This window comes from Legionella maceachernii (genome assembly GCF_900167045.1).
Classification (GTDB): Bacteria; Pseudomonadota; Gammaproteobacteria; order Legionellales; family Legionellaceae; genus Tatlockia; species Tatlockia maceachernii.
This window is the reverse complement of sequence record NZ_FUXJ01000017.1, coordinates 1-23,435: the sequence shown is the minus strand read 5'-3', so window position 1 is coordinate 23,435 and position 23,435 is coordinate 1. Positions and strand designations below refer to the sequence as shown.

Genomic DNA, 23,435 nt, shown 5'->3' with positions numbered 1-23,435 from the left:
ATACCTTATTTCCATGCAATTATTTCGGGTGATTTCCTGCCTGAGGAAAGTGGCGGATCACTGGGTGTACCCAAAATAATCGGTACCACAGCGTTCATTTCGTCAGGTATTCCTATCTCCGCTTTCCATTCCGGTAAATTCAAAGCAGGCGCCGAAAAACCAATCACTCGGGAGCCAAGACCGTGAGCATAAGCACTGAGCATAAGATTCTCAGCCGCAAGCCAGCAATCTGCTTCAACAAACGAATCTTGAAATTTACTGCATATCACTACAAGTGTTGTTGCATTATAAAAGACATGAAATTCTGGTTGCTCAACAACATCAAGAATGTGTTTCCTTTTTTCTGATTTCCTTTGGAGTGATTCGTCATGCAACATTTTTTTTGCACACTCAGACAAGCGATCTAACAGGCTTTTATTCTGAATAATTGCAAAGGCACAAGGTTCTTCATGAAGCGCGGAGGGCGCTTGTACTGCAGCATCAAGCAGTATATTAATGAGATCTTTGCTGACTTTTTGTGGGAGATAATCGCGTACTGAACGACGATTATAGATAGCATCCATTAAACTTATCGAATTAGGGTTAACCATAATCATTCCTTGTATGATCGCTTTTAGCTATTAGTGTAGTGAATTTTTTAACTTTAAGGGGTTTTGGTGGGTCCTCTTTATGTGATTTTTATTTTAAGGGCTTAAACAAAAGGTTATGCTACATTAACTCATTTTTTGATAGTTCGAAATTTTTAACAATAACGAATGGTATAAATTATGTTAAACCTAGAGTTAGAAAAAAATTCAGGCATTCCTGCTCAACCCAATTCACATTGCATGAACCAAAATTTACTAAAAAAACCCAAGTTCTATAAGCAGTTATATTTTCAAGTTGTGATCAGTATCTTGATGGGCATACTACTCGGGCATTTTCATCCAGAATTCGCTATTAAAATGAAGCCATTGGGAGATGGTTTTATCAAGCTGATAAGAATGATGATAGCCCCTATCATCTTTACTACAGTCGTTACCGGCATCGCTAGCATGAAAGATATCAAAGAAGTAGGACGTATCGGCATTAAAGCGCTGATCTATTTTGAAGTGATGACCACTTTTGCATTGATCATTGGACTTCTTATAGCCAATATCTATCATCCTGGAGCGGGCTTAAATATTGATATCCTTTCGTTGAACAGCAAAAGTATTGCTAACTACACTCCTCAGACAGCCACATTTAATACGGTTGATTTCATCTTGAATATCATTCCAGATACCTTAGCGAGTGCCTTTACAAAAAGCGAAATCTTACCTGTTTTATTTATTTCTCTCTTATTTGGTTTTGGGGTTCTACGAGGTGGTGAAAAACTAGCGCCACTTACAAAACTTATTGATCAATTTTCCGTTGTGTTATTTTCCATCATTGGTTTTATCATGAAAGTCGCACCCATAGGGGCTTTTGGTGCAATGGCCTATACCATAGGAACTTATGGTATACATACCTTAGTTGCACTCAGCAAATTATTAGTGGATGTATATCTTACAAGCCTATTGTTTATCTTCATCGTATTAGGATTCATTACCAAAATAGTTAAATTCAGCCTATGGCGATTTTTGAGATACATTAAAGAAGAACTATTCATTGTCCTCGGGACTTCATCTTCTGAAGCGGCCTTGCCCCGGATGATCAGTAAATTAGAAAAATTAGGCTGTGGAAAAACGGTCGTCGGTTTGGTTTTGCCAGCAGGGTACACTTTTAACCTGGATGGAACATCCATTTACCTAACTATCGCAACATTATTCATTGCGCAAGCGCTTAACATTGATCTTACCCTCACTCAGCAATTAACCCTGCTTGCCGTTTTATTATTAACATCTAAAGGTGCTGCTGCCGTTACAGGTGGCGGATTTATCGTGTTAGCTGCTACATTGTCTAGTCTACACACCATTCCTGTTGAAGGCGTCGTATTATTGCTTGGAGTAGATAGATTCATGTCAGAGGCACGCTCGCTAACTAACTTAATTGGAAACGGTGTGGCAACTGTTGTGATTGCTAAATGGGAAAGCAATTTTGACTCCAATGCAGCTAAGAAAGCATTAGAGGGTTAAAATGGATAAGCGGTTTTTAAAGTGGTTTAACGAAAGGAAATGTCATGATGACTCTGAACCCCAGTACTAAATTTTACCGTTTAGCAACAATCTGGAATTCATTTAAAGCACTATATCACTTACCTCCACAAAAGGTGGACGCCTTTCTCGAAGCGTATAATATCTATCATTGCGATTGGGTTCATGGGCAAGCAATGGATGATTCAAAACCCATTGAATACGAAGAAATTAAACAAAAACTGATTCATTGGTATGAGGTGATTAACCATCTTTGTGCCCTTGGACAAGTTGAAAAAATGTATATTCCCCCTACGCTTGATTTAGCACAAAATGTAATTGAAAACCAAATTTTATTTGAAAGAAAATTTGCTCATCTTCTTGAGATAAAAGCGAAGGATAAAGTATTTGAATTAGGATGTGGGAAGGGGCGTGTTGCTGCGCATCTTGCTGCTCTTACTGGGGCACAAATCACTGGAATTAATATTGATCAAACTCAATTAGATAACGCTATTGCTTTCGCAAAGAAAAAAAATTTATCTCAACAATGCCAATTTATTAATGCCGATTTTAATGACTTGCCTTTCGCTTTTGCTGATAATTATTTTGACTGCATCTACGAAATTCAGGCTCTTTCGCTCAGCAGAGATTTAGGCAAGCTTTTTTCTGAGTTATACCGTATTCTTAAACCAGGCGGAAAACTCTCTTTATTAGAGTGGGTTCGATTACCAAATTATAACGCTCAGGACCCGCATCATCTTGAATTAATGCAAAAAATTAAGCCCTTGATTGGTGCAATTGGCACACCCTCTCCCGAAGACTATCAATCCCTCTTACTTCAAGCTGGATTTGAGGTATTAGTGAGCGAGGATCCGAGTATAAATAAATCGCAAGAACCTCTTATCCATAAAGCAGGAAGTAATTACGATAAAATAACACCCATTGTTAAATTCCTTGTAAAAATAAATTTACTCCCTCAACACTTTAGTTTGTTGCTGGATCGACTTAGCCAAGATGTTGAAGCATTATGTGAAGCAGATCGTTTAGGATTAGTAACCATGAGTTATCATCTGGTCGCACAAAAAATTGAGTAATAGCCCTTCTCTTACCATGAAAAGGGCAAATTCGGGGGTTGGTTTTCATCTCGCGCTATAGAATACTTCGAAGCTTGAGCACCGTCTTTCTGTGTTAACAATAATTTTTTGGCAGGTTTTACACAAAGGGTGGTATCAAAATTAGGGCTTCCATAAAACTCCTCTAGGTCAATATTAGGTAGTTTATTATGCGGATTTTTATTTAAATGATTACCTCCTTCATCGTATATAAATATCGAAACAGTGTCCCCTTGTTCATTTAAAGCGCTTTTTAAACCCATGATGGACTGGGGTGTGTATTGAAGCTGAGAATTGGGATGCATGTCTATTACATGCGCCGCGCCCCCCAGAAAAATACCCACCACATCCTCTTGGCTAAAAATTTCATCCTCAAAAACTGCCTCGAAAACGGGATTTGCTGTGCGTACTCGATTAATGCACGTTGAACTAATCATGGAACTGTAGCCTGTGGCTTGATTTTCGGTCGCTATTATAGGTACTCCAGAAATAATTGCTTTTTTTGCAAGCTCCGAGTACATATTAATTTCTAAATTTTTCGGCTCAATAAATGGACATTTTTTGAATACTTCCTCTAACTCAGAACTAAATTCTTTCTTTTTTACTCCTTCATCAATTTTTACCTGGTCTTTTATCGATATATGTTCTAAAACGAGAACCAATTTTTTATGACAACTAAACACACCCTCCACTATTTCATCGAAAAGCTCAATTAACGTTTCTTTGGGGGTATAATCAAAATGATCTTCTGCGATAAGAATTTTTTTAATATCGGGATTTTTTAAAAATGATTTTATTATCTCTACTGCTTTAGACATTCAAATTGCCCTTATATCTTTTATGCTAAATGGGGTAAATTTGCAGGAAGACGCATACTATAAATAAAAAATCATCTATTTAACAATAGAAAAGCGAAGGAGATCCCTCACTACGTTCGGGGACGACAATACCACTGTCATCCTGAGAATATATCATTATCAATACCAAAATGGATTAATCCAATTCCTCTCAGCAAAGTTCTTTCAATTCAATTAATACCCCTTTTTTTGATTGAAGTCAGGCTATACTCTATTGGATACGATTTGTGTTCGGAGAATAAAGTGAAAGAAAAAAAACGAATTTGGTATCAAAGCTTTGTTGATCCAGCAGAGCAAAAACAATATTTGCACTATCTCCAATCTTATTTAAATGATTATTCAGAAGACGATTTTAAATTTGAGGTTTATGGATTATCTCCACCCGATAAAAATCTTCATCCTTTGACAGAGTTTCGCTGCGCTATCCAGACCATCCAAAATGCAATTCAAGCTGAAAAAGAAGGCTATGATGCTTTCGTGATTGGTCACTTTCAAGAACCAGGTATTAATGAGATTAAATCCATAGTCAATATTCCTGTCATTGGTTTAGGTGAATCCAACATGCTTTATGCTTGTAGCCTTGGTCGTAAAATAGGGCTTGTGACGATTAACCCAATCTTTATTCCCTGGCACGAAAATCAAATTAATCACTATGGGCTTCAACAAAGAATCATCGCAATTCATGCCGTTAATGCACAAGTCCAAGATTTCGAGAGAGCATTTAGTAATAAAACTGTTTATGAAACACTACGCAATCGTTTTTTGAAAGAAATGGAGCCTATGGTAGAACAGGGCGTAGAAGTCATTATTTTGGCTGGCGGCTTACCAATGTTATTGCTTGCAAGTCAAAAACATTTAACCGTTAATGGCGCAGCTGTAGTAAATGGGATAGCGGTCTGTACAAAATTCGCCGAACTGACGTTAAAACTGCATCACTTAACTGGAACATTCATTAGTCGCAAAGGTACTTATGCTCAAGCTAGTCAACAAATTATTAATGAATTTTTAAAGTTATTAGACTAGCTCTGCAATCACTCAATCTCTTCGCATCCTATCTGTACTCGCCATAATTATTCCCTTATACTTGTAATTTTTTAAACCTAGGTGTTTAAATCATGACTTCAGTTTTCGATCTTGATGATTTGGAATTTTTAAGAGTTAACGGCCTAGGATTAAGGCATGTTGAATTAGAAAAAGGCCTTGATGAACAAAAAAACGGTTCCAGCAGAGGGGATGCAGTAAGTTTAGCGAACTATGGCTTAAATGAAGCGTTTTCCTCTTATCGCCATTCTATTACACGCGAAAACTGCCTCGTCTTACAAAAAGAAATGGAGCATTTTATCTTCTGCTCTTTCAGAGACTTTCATTGTCCCTCTCATCGTTACCGAGACGCCGCCTTTCATTTAATGTCAAGAGGAGACGACGCTCGTATACCTTATGATTTTAACAGTTACCCTCTCGGCAAATGCGGTACGCGCGCATTTTCAGCGCATCAAATTGCCTGTAGTGTCTTCACCCATGCCTACCAAAATGAAGACATAAATCATGCGACAATGCAGGCTTTTCTGGAATTAATAAATAAAATCCGGCAATTAAAAATTCAACAAGCACACGAGTGGTTAATAATAGCAAAACAGGGTGAGACCAAAGAGGCTAAAAAGCTTGCTACTCTGCTGTCTAAAGTCATAGAAATTTATTCTCAAAATATTTACTTAGATCAACCCTTATTTTCAAGGATACAAAAGCTAATTAAACAACCGCAATACACTATAGAAGACATTGAAAAGCTAGAAGACATTCTCTCTACCGTTGGTAGTGAAAAAAAAGGCAAATCCACTTTGGTTTATACTTACGAAGAAGAGGACTGGGATGAGCTAGAAGAGTTAACTTTAAAGAAAAAATTACTGCATTACATTGCTAACCAAAATTTGCCTAAAGTTGAAGTCTGTTTACTGCGACTACCCAAAAATGCCTTTGCAGCCGTGGATCGAACCATGAGATGTCCTTTGCAAATGGCTTCCTCATTACCTTCTACAGCCATTTTAAAAGCCGTTTACGAATTTGATCCTAACTACTACGATTTGCTCGTGAATGATGAAAATCTTAGCACCCCTATTTTTCTGGCTTTTAGAGCAGACCAGTGTGAGAATACGGCCTTTCTTTTATCGCAACGCCCGATACACTTACGGGATTTCACATGCTGTGGCTTACACCTCTTTGGAAATCCACCGGATAAATTTTCTGATCGTTACTTTAAGGTATTTAATGACTTACTCCAGCAGGAGGGTGCAACTATTGGCAATGAAATTAAAGGATTATTTAACAATCCTTTTGCCATTTGGGTAAGAAAATTAGGGTATTCAGACATTGATCCAGTAATCCTTCTTAACCGTCTTTTACCGCTTGCGGATTATCATTCCAAATATTTAGGGCTGCTGTCTTGTTCTTTAGAGTTATATTACCTTTGTGACTATTCAAGCCATTTTGCAATATCCGATTCACCTTATGCAGAAGCGTTTGTAAAGTTACGGGCAATGATATTGGAATCGCTATCCTTAGAGGAATGCAAGCAAATTAACGAGTTAGTTCGTACAAAGACTTATGATGGAAATGCGGAGGAAAAACTCTATAACGACTTGTTTCACACCCCACTCTCTTCGGAACAAGCAAGAAAATTTCATCTTTGTTTTGATGTTGGCGGTAATCAGCCTGAAAAACAGAATCATCAAGTCACTAATCCTAATCGATTGTGGCAAACCCACGCTGAACCTCAAGCCCAAATCGTTGAACCATTTGAGAGGACAGTTAGTGACGATGACGTTGTGAAATCTGGCTTATCTATTCCTTGTATTCTCATATAGAGATTATGCACACACCCGATCTTCAACATTATTTGGCATAAGCGATCCATGAAATACTCATGCATTCACAAATCTTATTGGTGTTCCCTAAAGAAATGCTCCTCACTTAACTTTATTATAATATTTAAGAGTGAGATAAAATTTAGGCTTAAATTACAGACATTTATCGAGGAAATGAACTATTATTTACTGAGCACCTATTCATAATAAAGGAATTAATATGATTACGAAAAAGGGTATTTTAAGTGGTTTTTTAATTCTCTCTTTTATTTCAATTTCCGCTTACGCCAGAACTAATATTGAAACTTACCAACGCGGGATGTTAATTATTGATAAAGCACTGCTTAAAACTGCGCAATGTGCAGGAGTAAATACCTCTGATATTTCTATTAAATGGGGCAGTGACAATTCTGGAAATTTAACTGCAAATATCCAATGCAATGATGCAAACGGATGTAAAACACAAGAAATATCAGTTAAATTTTCCCAAGAAGAAATGGCTACAATTCAAGCGGGTCAATTTTCTGATCAAAGCTTAAAAGAGAAATTTGTCCCGCTGTTTAAAACTCTTTAAGAGAGGGTCCGACGAAAGTTCAATTTTTCTTTCGTTGATTGGATTGAAACGATATTAATTCATGGTGTCTAATAAATAAACCTTGATTACGCTTAGCTTAAAGGCGCTAAGGGATCTCTCATTTTTGAGATTTTCGACGCTTTGTTACCATCACTAAAGATGAACTCTTTTAGCGTTAGGATTCTCTTCAAATTGACAGTCATAGGATCTTTTCCGGCTTCCATTTTCATTTTGTTCGCCCATTGTAGCGATTTCAGGAACTTTCTCTGGTATTTTAATTGTATCAAGTAATTGGCGTAGAATCCTCACAACGAGAGTTTCAGGCGTTAATAATGAAGAATCAGCATTAGCTTTCACCTCAATTTTATTGCCTAAAATTAAGAGGTAGCTCGCTAGCTCTAAGGCTTCACTACGCTCATTTTCATTCTCACTATCATTTAATTTTTGCTCAATTATTGCAATAACTTCTCCCAATTGTTTTTCATTTAATTTGGGTATAAATAATTGGAGGCATTCGAGTGCCATAATACGAACATTCCCATTCTCATCGTTTAATTTTTGAATAATGATTGCACCAAACTCTTCCATTTGTTTGCCATCCAATTTAGGTACTAATAGAAGGATGCGCTTAAGCACCATGACGCGCACTTCCGGGTGTTCATCATGGCATCTAAGAGCAATTATTGGGATAACTTCTTGCAGTTGTTTTGTATTTAATTGGGGTAATAACGATTTAAGGGATTTAAGCGCGACAAGGCGAACTTGCTCACTTTCATGATCTAGTTGGGTAATGACTGCCGTCGTCGTTTCAAGCAATTGCGTCTCTTCTAATCGTGCTGCAAACATCGCTAGGCAACAGAGTGCTGTTTCATAAGTCGGCCGCTCTGGGTTCTCTGGTTGTTGCAGAGTAGAGATAAACTCAGCTGCAAGCTCTGCCAATTGGTTATCGTTTAATCTTTTTATCAAGGCCGCAATACATTGTTGCTCCGCTCTGAGATGTACTACGCTATCCTCGTAAAAATTATCGAAGGTAGCATGATTGAACATTTTGAAGCTAATTATGTTAGCAATTTTCCCGATTTGCGCTTCACTTAATCGAGGTATAAAAGCGGTTAAACAATCCAATCCGCCAGTATAAAGACCGTAATTTCCATCATCTAGCATTTCATCAACCATTCTAAGCAACTCTTCTAACTGCCGCTCGTTAAAGCCAGGGGCAAGAGCCGCATAGTACTTAAGGGTACACTCAATGATGTCATAGTCGTCTTCTTCTAAGTTTGAGGCTAATATTGTAAGAAGCTCTTGCGATTTCTTCTCACTTAGGTATAAGGACAAAATTTTTAAACATTCTTCTGTGTATTCCCACCCCCAAGTGAAAACAGTGGTATCGGACGAATTTTCAACCATTAGGATAGCAAATTCTTCCATCACTTCTAGTTTTAATCTCGAGGAAAAGGCCTTCAGGAAATGAAGCGTCATGCTTATATAACTGCTTTGATCACGCTTTAATTTTTCTATAATTGAGTTGGTTACGACTTCTAGTTCCGTGTCTTTTAACGTAGAAGAAAAAGCCATGGTTAGGCATTGCAATGCTGCCATAACAACACCTTCGTTTGGATGATTTAATTTTTTAATAATCATTGGTGCAAGAAATTCTAGCTGCACCCTTTCTAATCTCGAGGCAAACGCGGACAAGCACTGCAATGCCGCCTCGCAGACAGCCGGGTTTTGGACATTCAAGTCTTTTATAACCATTTGGGTAAAATCGGCTAGCTGTATTGGCTTAAATCGAGAGGCAAAAATTGCTAGACATTCGAGTTTAACTGGTTGCTCTCCTTCCGGCATGCCATCCATTTGGGTAATAATATTGGCTAACCTTGTATCACTTAATCGAGTTGCAAACGTAGTAATACATTGTTTTGCAATAACGAATTTATTAGATTTTGATGCGACAGACTGATTGATATTTTCAATAATTCTTAAAAAAAACTCTATTACTTGTTCCTCAGTTAATCTTGGCGTTAAAAGAGTTAAACATTTTATTACATCATAAAAGGCCAAATCGTTGCGTAAGCTTTCCTCCAGTAGTGAAATAATTTCTGTTAATTGATTTTCGGTTATTAAACCTACTAATTCCGTTAAATACTTCATCCCTGTGCTATTCCAATAATGCAGTTTAAACTGGGCCATCTCAGCTTCCTCCATTTTTAAAGTAGCATCATTAATTACTCCCATTAGTAGTGCTCCATGCAATCGGTGTGAAAAGGTTAATGATGGCGCTTCAATTGATGCAGAAAGAATGGCATAGAAAGTTTTTAAATCTTCCTCATTACGGCAATTTACAAATTTTTTAGTATCACTCGCCCATCCTTTTAACAAATGAGCTTGGTATGCAACGGATTCTTTATCTCGTCTGGAAAATAAAATTTGTTCCGCTAATACACGACTTTTTTGATTGATTAATTTACAGTTTTGAAATAAGTCTCTGGAGGGTAAGTTAGAATAAATATTCATTAAAATTTCTGGAGGAGCTACAGTAAAAAAAGACGAATCACTATTGCTTGCAGTAATAGGTAGGGTATGAATAGTCATCAATAAGTCTCCTGAATGCATCGCATAAAATTTAAGCGGTAGCACTTAGAGAGAGGCTTTATTACAGAATTGAACTATTAGAAAGAAATTAGATCATCGCCTGCAAAAAGCTACTGCTTCTTAAAGACGATGCACCCGTTTCTTCATGAAAACTAGATAATGAAATCAGTCCTCCTTATTGTTTCATCTTACAGGAGAAGACACATCGCTTGGTGAGTCTTGTGCCACCAAAGAGCGTATTTTAACCAGTTGATTACGGCTTGGTCAAATCGATGACGATACCTCAGGCTCCTGACTCATCCTCACTGCTAATTTAATTTTTCTTCCCTTGCTTTCATAGCTCATGAAAAATTAGAATACACTCCTCTTCCATTGCCTAGATTAAAATTATATTGACAAAGGATTGCTATGTACTTTAGGAATACCGCCTTTAAACGCGTCAGCGTTTTTTTCATTCTTAGTTTTACTTCTTTTTTAGTATTCAGTGCCGAATCTTCATGGATAAAAAGCCGCTTTATTAACCACGTCTATTTGGGGCTATCCGTAATCAAAGATACCGCCAATTACAATTTCAAACGCAACGAAGTCAGTCCAGCAATTAATTTTATTGATTTTGATCATTTTGCCTGGAATGGTTCAGGAGTCGGAGGCGAAATTTATTTAGGTTATGACAATTTATTCTTGCAACATTTTTATCTCGGCGTGGAAGGGTTTTATGATCGAAGCGCTAACTCTGGAAATATTTATTTTTTAGACACCAATACCCAGTACACACGCGCACTAAATGGCAAATTTAAACAAAAATGGCAATCCGGTATTGTTATTCGGCCTGGGATATCCATTGCTTCCACCGGCATCTTGTTCGCGCGAGTAGGATGGATAGTCAGCGAGATTAGTTTGGGCGGAAGTATCACGCAAAGTGGTTCAGTGGGTTCATTTAGTGGTCAATTCTCCACCAATAAAAAGAAAGAAGGGATACAACTTGGTGCGGGTATGGAATTGAAATTAGTTAAAGGACTCCGTGGTCGACTAGAGTGGGATTGGAATCGCCTGCAAAGTTATTCCTTTAACTCAAATGGAAAAGATTCCAACAAACACTCTTACGCCACATTTCGCATTGCTAAACACCCGATTTTAGAGCAATTTAAAATCGGTTTAAATTGGCGATTTGGTTAATAATGTACAGTAGCATCTCTTGCCCTAGGCGTTATTGGCTTTATTAAAGAATAGCTCGCCCTCTAAAGCCTGTCTCTTGATCACATCTTTGCTTACGCCGCGCGGTTTAGACGTTTAGCGCAGAGCTCCTGGATCCCGCAGACAAACCGCGGGACGTCGAGAGCTGAGCTGGTCTGGTCTTTAAGGATGTGTAGAAGATTTAGCTCTAAAGGAACAAACCTAGGGCAATGTCTTGGTTTGTTCCGCAGGGGTTCTTAGGTGAATGAAAAATTATGGATGTTCATGTTTTTTACACTTGCATAATGCCCAACAGGCGCCCATACAAGCTGAAATTGCGCCGATAAAAAATAAAATAAACAAAATCCAAGCCATCGAACTCACTTCCATGGGGGTGACTGCAGGCGCTTGGTTACCCGACATGGATGAGTTAATCGCTGATTGCGCTTCGATATTATTGCTAGATGCTGGCGCCGCCGCCTGTGGTTTTGTCGCAGTCACATTTTGATTTTGCACTAAAGAACCTTTATAAAGGTTAAGGTAATGAGCCTCTGGAACAGCAATGAGCGCTGTAAATAATAACACCACACTCCAGGTGGTAAAGCCATAGATTAGGCCCATGTGATGATGTGGGCAAGTGGAGCGCCCCAAATAGCCTGCAACAAAACCGGCAGCGCCCATTGAAATAATAGAACCAATAAGGAGGCCTATTAAGCCACCAATAGCAATGACAACAAATCCGCTTGGTGAAGAAGAGTAAGCACTTAATCCAATAGCTGTGCCTAATAAACGCAGCAAAAAGCCAAGTCCAATGCCAACAAAAGCACCCGCAAAGATTGCCGCCCAGCTAATACGGTGAAAGGGAGCAGAAGCACATACTTTATCAGAGACTATTTGGTTATCGTTCATCATTGTTTCCTTGTTATTAAAATTCCAATTGGCTCAAATACGTTCAACTCTTAGCAATAACTCCATCAAGGAGATCCCTCACTACGTTCGGGACGACAATAACACTGTCATCCTGAGCAAAAGCGAAGGACCTCCCGACTCTTGGCAATAACTCCATCAAGGAGATCCCTCACTACGTTCGGGACGACAATAAACTGTCATCCTGAGCAAAAGCGAAGGACCTCCCGACTCCTGGCAATAACTCCATCAAGGAGATCCCTCACTACGTTCGGGACGACAATAAACTGTCATCCTGAGCAAAAGCGAAGGACCTCCCGACTCCTGGCAATAACTCCATCAAGGAGATCCCTCACTACGTTCGGGACGACAATAAACTGTCATCCTGAGCAGAAGCGAAGGACCTCCCGACTCTTGGCAATAACTCCATCAAGGAGATCCCTCACTACGTTCGAGACGACAATAACACTGTCATCCTGAGCAAAAGCGAAGGACCTCCCGACTCTTGGCAGTAACTTCATCAAGGAGATCCGGCCCTGTTTTTATAAGTTTCAGACGATTTTTCAATAAATAAATCGACAGTGTCAATAGTTAAACAAGAATTGATTTATTTATTTCTGCTACTGACGAAACGCCTGCCAGTGTCATGGTAATTTGCATTTCTTGAGCAAAAATACGCAACAGATTTTCAACACCCGCTTGACCTGCCGTGGCCAACGCATAAGCAGCAGCGCGTCCAATCAAGACTGCTTTAGCGCCAAGAGCAAGCATGCGGACAACATCAAGCCCTGAACGGATACCCGAATCAACAAGTAGGGGAAGCGCATCCCCTATGGTATCAGCGATCAAAGGTAAGGCTCTGGCAGTGGACATCACGCCATCAAGTTGTCGGCCGCCGTGATTAGACACGACAATGCCAGAAGCGCCGAATCGAACCGCGTCCATTGCATCTTTGGGATCTAAAATTCCTTTAATTAACATGGGGCCTTGCCAAAAATCGCGGATCCATTCGAGATCTTTCCAGCTGATTGTGGCATCAAAATTGTTGGTTAACCAGTTAATGTAATTTGTCAATCCCATAGGTTTGCCTAAATAGTGAGAAACATTACCCAAGGTATGCGGCCGACCCTTGATTCCCACATCCAATGCCCATGAAGGCTTCGTTAGGGTTTGCAATAAGCGCTTTACTGATGAAAAACGCCCAGCCAAACCGGAGTGCGCATCCCGATAGCGCGCGCCGGGGACAGCCATGTCTGCCGTAAACACTAAAGTTTGAATACCTGCAGCTTGTGCTCGCTCAAGCATGTTCTTTATAAAACCGCGATCTTTGAGCACATAAAGCTGAAACCAAATGGGTTGAGCACTTTGTGCAGCAACCTCTTCTAAAGGGCAAACAGAAAGCGTGGATAAGGTGAAAGGTATTCCAAATTGAGCCGCTGCCTTTGCGGCCTGAACTTCCCCACGGCGGCAATACATACCGCTTATACCCACCGGAGCCAAAGCAATGGGCATTGCCAGTGTCTGTCCAAATAATTCAGTTTTTAAATCTATATGTTCTATTCTTCTTAAAACACGCTGCCGTAACGTGATTTTTTCGAGATCAGCGAGGTTGGCTCTTAAAGTGGATTCGGAATAAGAACCTCCATCAATATAGTCGAATAAAAAGCGAGGGAGCTTCCGTTTTGCAGCTTCGCGATAATCAGAGGGAGACGAAATAATCATAGAAGGTCTCCAGTAGGAGGGCAAAGGATCTGCCAATTATTTACATCGATGGAATTAATGTATAGTATCAGAGGGTTAAAAGCGCCAGCAAGACATTATAGCTAGCGAAGGATCTAAGGAAGGAAATTATGGCAACAATATGGAAAGAAAAGCTGAAAAAAAAGCTGATTGAACAATACGGCAATAAAAAAGCAAATGCTTTAATTAAAGAATACGCCAATATTTTTCCCCATAGCTATATGGACGAAAACTCAATCGAAGTCGCTGTCAATGATCTTGCCTATATTGAAAAGCTTTCTGCAGCAAACCCGCTTGAAGTAGATTTTTATTGCACACCAGAACAAGAGTACCCCTTGCATGTTCGGTTATTTCTATGGGAAAAACCTAAGCCACTTTCTAATATATTACCCATGTTAGAAAATCTAGGCCTATGCACTTACAGCGAGAGCACACACACCTTGATGCTAAGTGGCAAGCAACCCATCTGGATTAGCGACCTTGCAGTTATTCACGAAAAAAAGCCTATAGAAATAGAAAAACTTTCCAGTTTATTTAAAGAAGCACTTACAAATATTTATTTTGAATCAGCAGAAAACGATGGGTTTAATAAGCTTGTTATTGATGCGACACTTGCCTGGCACGAGGTAATGGTTTTACGTGCTTATGCTAAATACCTTCATCAAATTCATTTTCGCTACAGCCAAGCTTATGTTGAAATGGCTCTTGTAAACAATTCAGACATCAGCCGATTGCTGGTTGAATTATTCAAAGGAATGCATAATCCGCACAAAAAGAATAAGAATGCAAATGAAAAAATTGAGCAGGAAATTTTGCAGATGCTTGAATCGGTCCCTAGTTTGGATGAGGATCTTATTATTCGACAAATTTTGGCATTAATTAAAGCAACCCTGCGTACGAATTATTTTCAACCCACTGCGGATAAAAAACCGAAAGAATATTTATCATTAAAACTGAATTCGCGAGCTATACCTGGTTTGCCCCTTCCAACTCCTTTATATGAAATTTTTGTTTATTCACCTCAGTTTGAGGGTATACATTTACGCAATACCAAAGTCGCACGTGGTGGAATTCGCTGGTCTGAGCGTCCTGAAGATTTCCGCACCGAAGTATTAGGATTGATGAAGGCGCAAAAGGTAAAAAATGCCGTCATTGTTCCTTCTGGCGCTAAAGGTGGATTTGTTCTTAAGAAACGCCTTACCCAGCCTAGCCGTGAGGTGTTACAAGCCGAAGTGATCCGTTGTTATAAAATGTTTATTTCAGGTTTATTGGACTTAACCGATAACATCAAAGAGAAGACGTTTATTCATCCTAAAAATGTGGTTTGTTATGATGACTTTGATCCCTATTTAGTGGTTGCAGCGGATAAAGGCACCGCTACCTTTTCTGATATCGCCAATGACATTGCGAAAAGTTATGATTTTTGGTTGGGAGATGCATTCGCTTCGGGAGGCGTCAAAGGATACGACCACAAAAAAATCGGTATTACCGCGCGTGGCGCTTGGGAATCGGTGAAACGCCATTTTCGCGAATTAAATATTGACCCAATGAGTACAGATATCACTGTTGTGGGTATCGGCGATATGAGCGGTGATGTTTTTGGTAATGCGATGATGTATTCCAAACACATTAAATTAATTGCTGCATTTGATCATCGTCATATTTTCATTGATCCTGATCCTGACCCTGAAACCTCTTATCACGAACGGGTGCGGCTTTTTAACCTCCCTACCTCATCCTGGGCTGATTACGATGAGAAATTAATTTCTCGTGGGGGTGGCGTTTTTAGTCGCCAGTTAAAATCAATCGCCATTAATGCGCAAATGAAGAAAGCATTAGGCATAGAAGCAAGTACACTCCCCCCCAATGAACTAATTTGTGCCATTCTTAAAGCTCCCGTTCAGCTTTTATTTAATGGTGGGATAGGAACCTATGTTAAAGCCAGTAGCGAAAGTCATGTTGAAGTAGGCGATCGCAGTAATGACTATTGCCGAGTCAATGGTGAGGATCTGCGTTGTCAAGTAGTGGGAGAAGGCGGGAACTTAGGGTTTACCCAATTAGGGCGTGTGGAGTTTGCACTAAAAGGTGGGCTCATTAATACCGATTTCATTGATAATTCAGCCGGTGTGGATTGCTCGGATCACGAGGTTAATTTAAAGATTTTATTAGATCATCAGGTCCAAACAGGAAAATTATCCGAAAAAAGACGCGATAAGTTATTAGCGGCAGTAACGGATGAAGTTGCTGAGCTTGTTTTACGCGATAACTATGAACAAGCGGTGCTCATGAGTTACTCAGCGTATCGGTCAAAAAGCAATATTATCTTGCATACCAACTATATTAAAGAACTAGAAACGCTAGGTGTATTAGATCGAAAAGTGGAGTTTTTGCCAGATGATAAGAAATTGGTTGAACGGAAATCGGTCGGTGAAGGATTGACACGTCCTGAATTAGCCGTTTTAGTGGCTTATTCTAAAATCTATATCAAAAATGAAATCTTAAACTCCAACTTGCCCGAAGATCCTGTTTTAAGACAAATTGCTGAAACGGCTTTTCCCCCTGCCATCGTGAAAAAATATAAGTCGGAAATGAGTGAGCATCGATTATATCGCGAAATTGTTGCTACACAGCTGAGTAACCAAGTGGTTAATGAAATGGGAATTACTTTTATTTATCGGTTGCAAATGGAGAACAGTGCGACAGTGGCCGAAATCGTTCGTGCTTATGTGATTGCAGCGCGTGTTTTTGCAACAAATGAAGTACAACAGCTTGTTCTTTCTTTGGATTTTAAAATTCAAATGAATGAACAGTACCACATGCTATACAACATTCGAAATTTTCTTAATTTAGCTACACGATGGTTTTTAAATAGCAAATACATTCATGAAGACCTGAGTACCTTGGTTAATTATTTCTCTAAACAAATCAAGATTCTTGAAAAAGTAACGCCTACACTCATGGGAGGAGTAACCAAACAATACCTTGAATCACTCACTCAGCAATTTATTGCGATAGGGCTTCCTGCAGAAACGGCCAGCCGGATTGCGACGTATCGTGCAATCTACTCTGGACTTAACATTATTGAAGTGGCGACGCAAAATAAGTTTGATTTAATCAAGACGGCAGAAGTGTATTTTGCTGTTGGTGAACAATTTAATCTACTGTGGTTCCGTGATCAAATTTCCCGCGATACCCGTGAGGGCCATTGGAATACTTTATCGCGGTTGACCATTCGTGATGAATTGGATTTTGCACAGCGGGCACTGACGGTAGCAATTTTGAAAACCAATAAAAAAGAAAAAGACACGGAGAAATTAATTCAGGAATGGGTTGAGCGTAATCAAAGAGCGTTAAAACGATGGAACAAGCTTTTAGAGCAACTCCACAGTAGCGGTAGTGTCGATTACCCTATGTTTTTCATCGCGATGCGGGAGCTAATTACTTTGGTAGGAGTGAAACCTGCTGATTTAATCGAGACGCTATAAAAGAGGATGAGGCTTACTCAATGGGGTGAATCATTTTTTTAGGATCCATGGCCTTATCAAATTCTTCACTGCTAATGAAATTGAGCTTTAACGCAGCCTCTTTTAATGAAAGATCATGATCTAAAGCATAGTGGGCTATTTGTGAGGCTTTATCATAGCCAATGATCGGAGATAGCGCGGTCACTAGCATCAGTGAACGTTCCACATAGCTCGCAATTTTCTTTTCATTAAGTTGCATTCCTTCCACCAAAAATTCGTGGAAATTTTTCATTGTATCAGTAAGAACACGAATCGATTTAGTGATGTTAAAAATGATCAGCGGCTTATAGACATTCATTTCTAAATACCCCCCTGCCCCACCGAATGTAACTGCCACGTCATTAGCCATGACTTGGACTGCAGCCATTGTCATTGCTTCACATTGCGTTGGATTCACTTTACCGGGCATGATTGAAGAACCTGGCTCATTTGCTGGGATAAGCAGTTCATAAAAGCCTGCTCTCGGACCGCAAGAAAGTAAACGGATATCATTGGCTATTTTATACAGTGAGACAGCTAACGTTTTTAAGGTTGCAGACAATTGCACTAAGGCATCATGCGAACCCTGTACTGTAAATTTATTCGGTGCGGAGATAAAAGGAAGTTGCGTTAATTTGGCAATTTGTTTAGCGACTGCTTGGGCAAAACCGGGGGCTGCATTGATGCCCGTGCCAACAGCCGTTCCACCTAAGGCTAGGCAATAAACGCCTTTTAAAGCATCGTTCATTCGTGTTAAATCATCGTCCAACATCCCCACGTACCCAGAAAATTCCTGACCCACAGTCAATGGTGTCGCATCTTGCAAGTGAGTGCGGCCGATTTTCACCACATCCATCCAAGCTTTACTTTTTTTATCAAGGCTCTCACGTAAGTTACTGAGTGCTGGAATTAATTGACCTGTCACGGCAATGGCGGCTGCCATGTACATGGCTGATGGAAATGAGTCGTTGGAGGATTGCGACATATTAACATCGTCATTAGGATGAATGGGTTTTTTACTTCCCAAAGGAAATCCAGCTAATTGCGCACAGCGGTTGGAAATCACCTCATTCATATTCATGTTAAATTGCGTACCACTTCCCGTCATCCACACATGCAGAGGAAACATATCATGATGCTGGCCTGCAAGGATTTCATCGCAAACTTTAACAATTAAGCTACTTTTTTCCTGTGGTAAACGGCCACCTTCATGATTGGTGAGTGCTGCTGCTTTTTTCAAAATAGCATAGGCGGTGATCATTTCTCGAGGAATTAGATCATCACCGATACTGAAATGAACTAATGAACGCTGGGTTTGTGCTCCCCATAATTTGTCGTTAGGTACTTGTACTTCACCCAAACTATCCGTTTCTGTACGAAATGAGGCTGTCATATCCCTTGATCCTTTTACCCAGGTTGTTGGAAGTATAGCACAGTCCCAATAAGGGATACTGGCATAGGTTAAAGCCATTTTTCTTCTCACATTCAGATATAGGAATCTGGCGCAGCATAGATCAAACAGAAAGCATGTTGATCTATAATTGATAAAAATGTATTCGATTTTGATACATTCGATTCGGACTAAATGTATGTCTGTTGAAGATGCCAAAAAGTATTCACCCGAGGTGTTTGCTTGGAATGAATATGTAGCCGGACAGGCAATAGTGTATGCGCGCTCCTTTATTAGAGAAGGGTATACTCAATTAAGCAATAATGAATATTCTGACGAAAAAAAGAAAGCCTTATTTCATGCTGTAGAAGATGTGCGTCATATCGATGACAGTATTTTTGCCGAATCAAGATTAGAGCATGATGCTCATGTTAAGGAGTTCTACAATAAGGTTGCATTCGCTAAAAAATATTCTTTAGGAAACTGTCAAGAGCTCGCGTTTGTTGCACTGGACTATGTCATAGACAATGGTCCACCAGGGATTGATGCCGAAGTTTATGGACTTTCTGGAGGGGATCACGTCTTTTTAGTGATTGGTCGTCCAGAAAATAGTGATCCTAATAACCCAGATACTTGGGGTGAAAATGCATTTATCGCTGACCCTTGGGCTAATCAAATTTATCCAGCTTCTCAGTACAAAGAATGGACTAAAAATTATTATGGTACAGGGGAAATAGAAGCACGCACCAACAGAACAGAAGATTTTGACCCGCGAGAGCATAAATTTGCTCCTTTTGAAAAGATAAATACGCAGTATATGCGCAAGGCTCATACGCCTGAGCATTTTCAAGAATTCACGCAGTTATTTAAAACAAAATGCGAAACATTATTGAAGTGTGGTCAACAATTTCAACAAAAATTAGAGACTATGGCTAATGAATTACGCAATAAATACGGCGATGATCATTTTAAGTTGCCGGTACTTAATAAAAAAATTGAACAATTGAAGCAGTTAAATGAAAAAATTAAGCAATCGCTTCAGCAGGAGATTAAACCCGAAAAAAATTACTACGAAACCCGCCATGAATTGGAACTAACACTTAATCGCTATAACAAAACACTCATCACCATTAAAGAGGGTCGAGCATCGCAAGACATTTTAAGACGCCCTGATGAGCAAAAATCCGTGGCAGGTAAGGTCATGGATTTGTATAAACAAGCATTCCAAGATGTACGTGATTCTTGCAAAGCGATGGAGAAAATCGATAAAAGCGTGGATAAAAGCATGGATGAAATGGCATCACTGCGTTATTCCAAGTAATTATCAAGTCATTGCGTCTTAATCAAAACAAATCGAGATCCATACCGAAGTTCCTTTTTCAGGAAGATAAACTTTTTGTGTTGGGCAAGCTGTTCTTGAAGGAGGCTCAGTGGTATTGGAGGCTGGGCATATGCCACCACAAGGATTATCAATGTCATAAGTGGGCTCGCATAAACTTCGATCAGCAAGATCACAGTTGCATTTACAAGACGCTTGCAATTGAAAAGGAAAGAGGAGAATAATGAGTATTGTGAGAATTTTCATTTTTCGAGTCCTTCATGAACGATTCGTCGCTGAATAAAATCTCAATCTGGATAAAATTATAGCAAATGATACACAGGATTAGGGTTTACGCCATTAGGAGAAGGGTATAAAGCACCTTACCTGCAAAAGATTCTATTCTTTAATTTTACAAGGACTAAGGTGCTATATGACAAGAAAGTGTGAATTAGGTTTATTGTTATCTTTTTTCGCAATGTTCACACTCAATACCTACTCAGCGATTCTTGCTAATTCTTTAGCGAATGAATCTGTGCCAGAAAAACGTTTTCTTTTTATTGTGTTATCTAAAGACGGATTAATTGAGAGAGCGAATAAACAGCATGCATTTACTCTAATATTAAAAAACGTGAATCCTAAAGTAATTTATTACGCGGATTGGCCTACGCGATTCAGTGGGCAATTCGATTTAAATCTTTTTTTAAGACAGTGGAGCCAAGGGGAATTTAAAAAAAAACCAGCCAATGCGCTCCTGGAAATTGTTCATTTAACGGCAATCAATCAACTTGGACATTCTGCAAGTTATGCAGTTGCCTTAAGTGACCCCGTTTATAATGGTGCTGCTAACCAACTTCTATTCACAATGTCTCTTTTGCCGGGAAACAAAATGAATCTTCCTGAGATGGCCAATTCAGATTATATTGCACTATTTATAGACGGGGAGTGTTCAGTTTGCTCTGGAAAAGGTAATTTTCACTCTGCTCAGTAATTGCTTATGTGTTAAACTCCCCGCTTCGGTTACTTGGAGATAGCCTGTCATGCTGTATAGAAAAATGTTAAAGTCAAAAATCCACCGAGCTCGCGTCACCCATGCTGATTTAGATTACGAAGGAAGCATCACCATTTCGCCTGAATTACTCAAAGCCGCTAATATCTTACCGAATGAGGCAGTCAATGTATGGAATGTAACCGCTGGAACGCGGTTTGAAACGTATGCGATCACTGGGGAAAAAGGTTCGCCGCATGTGTGCATTAATGGCGCTGCAGCGCATTTAGTCACTCCGGGCGACATCGTCATCATCGCGTCTTTCATTCAACTTCCAGAAGAACAATGTGCAAGCCACGTTCCGACAGTTGTTTTTGTAGATGAATTTAACCGGTCAAAAGAAATTCGACCGGAGATCGCTGCCCAACTCAGCATGGAAAATTAAAAAACGACTCGTAATGACTCTTAAGGGCTACGACAAACGAATGATCGAGTATCCTTCACAGCAAGCCGGTTAACAGAGCGAGTTCCGGATCATTTTTAGCTTGGTTGAGAGCTACATTCTGGATTAGATTCAGCCTGCTCAACCGCTGCAGCAGCAGACAACATCCCGAAGCGAATTAATCCGCCTATATTAGATGGATACTCAGGAATGTGGCCCTTGAGAGAAATTTTTTTTCCTTCTTCTAAAAAATAATGGAAAAACTTACTCTTTGGGCTGACTAAGGTACATAAAGGACTGTTCTGTAAAACACGAAATGCAATGTTATCTTTTATTTCATTCCAAATTGCTGCAACCCCCTGACTGTTAATCTTATCTAATAATTTTTTAAATCCAATGATAGAACCCATCTTTTTTGCTGTTGCATGCTGATGAGATAAGTAACAAACCGTTTCTTCACGCACAGCATCAATGAGTACTTTCTCAGCTTGGTCTATAAGGGGGGCTGCGCGCGAGGCAAGATTCTGTTCTGTCAATGTGAGGATTGATAGGATTTCTATTAAGCTTAGGGGTTCTGAATAAAAGAGTATGTTAGCAAGCAATTCTAGAGGGAAGGCCATGAAAGGACCTTTTTCAAGAATATAATCGGATCTAATTACGAATACCTCCGCTTTTATCATTGTTAAATGCGCTTGTAACAATTTCGCTACTTGAGGGTGCTTACTGACTTCAGGTTGAGATAAAACTTCTTTGACTACTGAAGGAGAAGGCCTGTTTTTGTCGCACAGAAGTTCAATGATATCTAATCTTCCTTTACGTGCCGCATCGACGAAAACAGAATCAATTGTTTTCTGGTTTAACTTATAGTTACTGCTTATCCATGCAGTAATTTCCCAACTTTTAGTTGCATCGACAGCAGATGAAATGACATTGTTACTGGGTTTATTGTCACCGGTCATCGTGCAAATAGTTTGCACCGTCTGAAGTCTTTGTAGTTTAGCTGCTGCATCTAACGCTATGGCTACGCCTGAAATACTTGGTTTATTCCATTCTGATTTGCAGATTTTTTTGACGAGATCTAGATTGTTTTGGCTTGCCTGCAGTAATAAATAATCTATCGTTGATTGATTCAGTGAATGATTATTGAAAAGCCATTCGGCAATATCCCAGCTGGTTTCCGGACATACCGCTGCTGAAATAGCATCTGCAGTAGGCTTATTATGACGAGTATTTGAACAAACAGTCTGTACGACATCCAGCCTTTTTTGTTTGGCTGCGGCGAGTAATAACTTATCTGTTGCTGTCTGATTAAGTGGAAAGTTAATGAAAAGCCACACAGAGATTTCCCAACTTGGAGTGGTATCAAGAGCATCTGAAAGGGCATTTTGATTGGGCTTAATGTCGCTAGTTAGCGCACAAATAGTTTGTACAACCTGAAGCTTTTTTTCTTTGGCTGCTGCGACTAGGGCAGTCGCTACACCTGAAGTGCTTGGTCTATTCGCCGCTGAGTTGCAGATTTTTTTGACCAAATCTTCATTTCCTTTGCTTGCTGCTACAAGTAATAAATTGTCTATGGCTCCCTGATTGAGTGGAAATCTGCTAAAAAGCCACTCAGCAATTTCCCATGTGGCTGAAGCGTCTACTGCGTCTGAAATGGCATTTTGACTGGGCTTATTGTCACCGGTCATGGCACATATCGTTTGGACAGTTAGAAATTTTTGCTGTTCGGCTGCTGCGACTAAGGCTTTGGCTACGCCAGAAATGCTTGGTTTATTCAATGCTGATGCGCAGATTTTTTTGACTAAATCCGCATTTCCTTTACTGGCTGCTACAAGTAATAAATTGTCTATGGCTCCCTGATTGAGTGGAAATCTGCTAAAAAGCCA

The 23,435-nt window shown here is 39.6% G+C and carries 18 protein-coding genes; 10 read left to right on the top strand and 8 right to left on the bottom strand.

Going from position 1 to position 23,435, the window contains the following annotated elements; translation table 11 throughout:
- Window positions 1-5 precede the first annotated feature (5 nt).
- On the bottom strand, window positions 6-590 hold the full coding sequence (locus tag B5D33_RS13320) for a nitroreductase family protein (protein ID WP_065239969.1): 585 nt from the start codon (window positions 588-590) through the stop codon (window positions 6-8).
- Window positions 591-767: 177 nt separating this feature from the next.
- On the opposite strand from B5D33_RS13320, the gene B5D33_RS13315 reads away from it, so the two are divergent.
- Both B5D33_RS13315 and B5D33_RS13310 read left to right on the top strand, forming a co-directional pair.
- Window positions 768-2,096, top strand: coding sequence for a dicarboxylate/amino acid:cation symporter (locus tag B5D33_RS13315; protein ID WP_058451125.1), 1,329 nt, complete (start codon window positions 768-770; stop codon window positions 2,094-2,096).
- Window positions 2,097-2,140: 44 nt separating this feature from the next.
- Window positions 2,141-3,187: a class I SAM-dependent methyltransferase gene (locus tag B5D33_RS13310; protein WP_078767461.1), complete on the top strand. Its 1,047-nt coding sequence runs from the start codon at window positions 2,141-2,143 to the stop codon at window positions 3,185-3,187.
- An 11-nt stretch (window positions 3,188-3,198) separates the two neighbouring features.
- On the opposite strand, the gene B5D33_RS13305 is transcribed toward B5D33_RS13310, so the two are convergent.
- Window positions 3,199-4,023, bottom strand: coding sequence for a hypothetical protein (locus B5D33_RS13305; protein ID WP_058451127.1), 825 nt, complete (start codon window positions 4,021-4,023; stop codon window positions 3,199-3,201).
- A 282-nt stretch (window positions 4,024-4,305) separates the two neighbouring features.
- Here B5D33_RS13305 and B5D33_RS13300 point away from each other — a divergent pair, with 282 nt between their 5' ends.
- The 3 genes from B5D33_RS13300 to B5D33_RS13290 all read left to right on the top strand — a co-directional run bounded on the left by B5D33_RS13300 (window position 4,306) and on the right by B5D33_RS13290 (window position 7,497).
- A complete protein-coding gene (locus tag B5D33_RS13300; RefSeq protein ID WP_058451128.1) occupies window positions 4,306-5,085 on the top strand; it encodes an aspartate/glutamate racemase family protein in 780 nt (259 codons plus the stop codon).
- A 92-nt stretch (window positions 5,086-5,177) separates the two neighbouring features.
- A complete protein-coding gene (locus tag B5D33_RS13295; protein ID WP_058451129.1) occupies window positions 5,178-6,923 on the top strand; it encodes a hypothetical protein in 1,746 nt (581 codons plus the stop codon).
- Between the two features lie 220 nt (window positions 6,924-7,143).
- Window positions 7,144-7,497 carry a hypothetical protein gene (locus B5D33_RS13290; protein WP_058451130.1) on the top strand — a complete coding sequence of 118 codons (354 nt, stop codon included), beginning with the start codon at window positions 7,144-7,146 and terminating at the stop codon, window positions 7,495-7,497.
- A gap of 153 nt (window positions 7,498-7,650) precedes the next feature.
- Here B5D33_RS13290 and B5D33_RS13285 read toward each other — a convergent pair whose 3' ends face one another.
- Entirely contained in the window at window positions 7,651-10,089 is a 2,439-nt protein-coding gene (locus tag B5D33_RS13285) for an F-box protein (protein WP_058451131.1), read from the bottom strand.
- Window positions 10,090-10,497: 408 nt separating this feature from the next.
- On the opposite strand from B5D33_RS13285, the gene B5D33_RS13280 reads away from it, so the two are divergent.
- The gene (locus B5D33_RS13280) at window positions 10,498-11,265 is read left to right on the top strand and encodes an outer membrane protein (protein ID WP_058451132.1); all 768 of its coding nucleotides are present in this window, start codon (window positions 10,498-10,500) and stop codon (window positions 11,263-11,265) included.
- A 270-nt stretch (window positions 11,266-11,535) separates the two neighbouring features.
- Here the strand turns inward: B5D33_RS13280 and B5D33_RS13275 are convergent, their stop codons facing one another.
- Entirely contained in the window at window positions 11,536-12,174 is a 639-nt protein-coding gene (locus B5D33_RS13275; RefSeq protein WP_133141007.1) for a hypothetical protein, read from the bottom strand.
- A 585-nt stretch (window positions 12,175-12,759) separates the two neighbouring features.
- Window positions 12,760-13,890, bottom strand: a complete 1,131-nt coding sequence (gene lldD, locus B5D33_RS13270) for an FMN-dependent L-lactate dehydrogenase LldD (protein ID WP_078767460.1) — start codon at window positions 13,888-13,890, stop codon at window positions 12,760-12,762.
- A 128-nt stretch (window positions 13,891-14,018) separates the two neighbouring features.
- On the opposite strand from lldD, the gene B5D33_RS13265 reads away from it, so the two are divergent.
- The gene (locus tag B5D33_RS13265; protein ID WP_058453806.1) at window positions 14,019-17,393 is read left to right on the top strand and encodes an NAD-glutamate dehydrogenase; all 3,375 of its coding nucleotides are present in this window, start codon (window positions 14,019-14,021) and stop codon (window positions 17,391-17,393) included.
- Between the two features lie 13 nt (window positions 17,394-17,406).
- Here B5D33_RS13265 and fumC read toward each other — a convergent pair whose 3' ends face one another.
- A complete protein-coding gene (gene fumC, locus B5D33_RS13260; RefSeq protein ID WP_058453805.1) occupies window positions 17,407-18,804 on the bottom strand; it encodes a class II fumarate hydratase in 1,398 nt (465 codons plus the stop codon).
- Between the two features lie 196 nt (window positions 18,805-19,000).
- Here fumC and B5D33_RS13255 point away from each other — a divergent pair, with 196 nt between their 5' ends.
- Window positions 19,001-20,122 carry a hypothetical protein gene (locus B5D33_RS13255; RefSeq protein ID WP_058453804.1) on the top strand — a complete coding sequence of 374 codons (1,122 nt, stop codon included), beginning with the start codon at window positions 19,001-19,003 and terminating at the stop codon, window positions 20,120-20,122.
- 18 nt (window positions 20,123-20,140) lie between these two features.
- On the opposite strand, the gene B5D33_RS13250 is transcribed toward B5D33_RS13255, so the two are convergent.
- The gene (locus tag B5D33_RS13250) at window positions 20,141-20,386 is read right to left on the bottom strand and encodes a hypothetical protein (RefSeq protein ID WP_058453803.1); all 246 of its coding nucleotides are present in this window, start codon (window positions 20,384-20,386) and stop codon (window positions 20,141-20,143) included.
- Window positions 20,387-20,552: 166 nt separating this feature from the next.
- On the opposite strand from B5D33_RS13250, the gene B5D33_RS13245 reads away from it, so the two are divergent.
- Together B5D33_RS13245 and panD are read left to right on the top strand one after the other, a co-directional pair.
- A complete protein-coding gene (locus tag B5D33_RS13245; RefSeq protein ID WP_058453802.1) occupies window positions 20,553-21,110 on the top strand; it encodes a hypothetical protein in 558 nt (185 codons plus the stop codon).
- A 49-nt stretch (window positions 21,111-21,159) separates the two neighbouring features.
- Window positions 21,160-21,552: an aspartate 1-decarboxylase gene (gene panD, locus B5D33_RS13240; RefSeq protein WP_058453801.1), complete on the top strand. Its 393-nt coding sequence runs from the start codon at window positions 21,160-21,162 to the stop codon at window positions 21,550-21,552.
- A gap of 95 nt (window positions 21,553-21,647) precedes the next feature.
- Here the strand turns inward: panD and B5D33_RS16675 are convergent.
- Window positions 21,648-23,435 (bottom strand): hypothetical protein (locus B5D33_RS16675; RefSeq protein ID WP_176119744.1); only part of this gene is annotated, 1,788 nt, incomplete at its 5' end.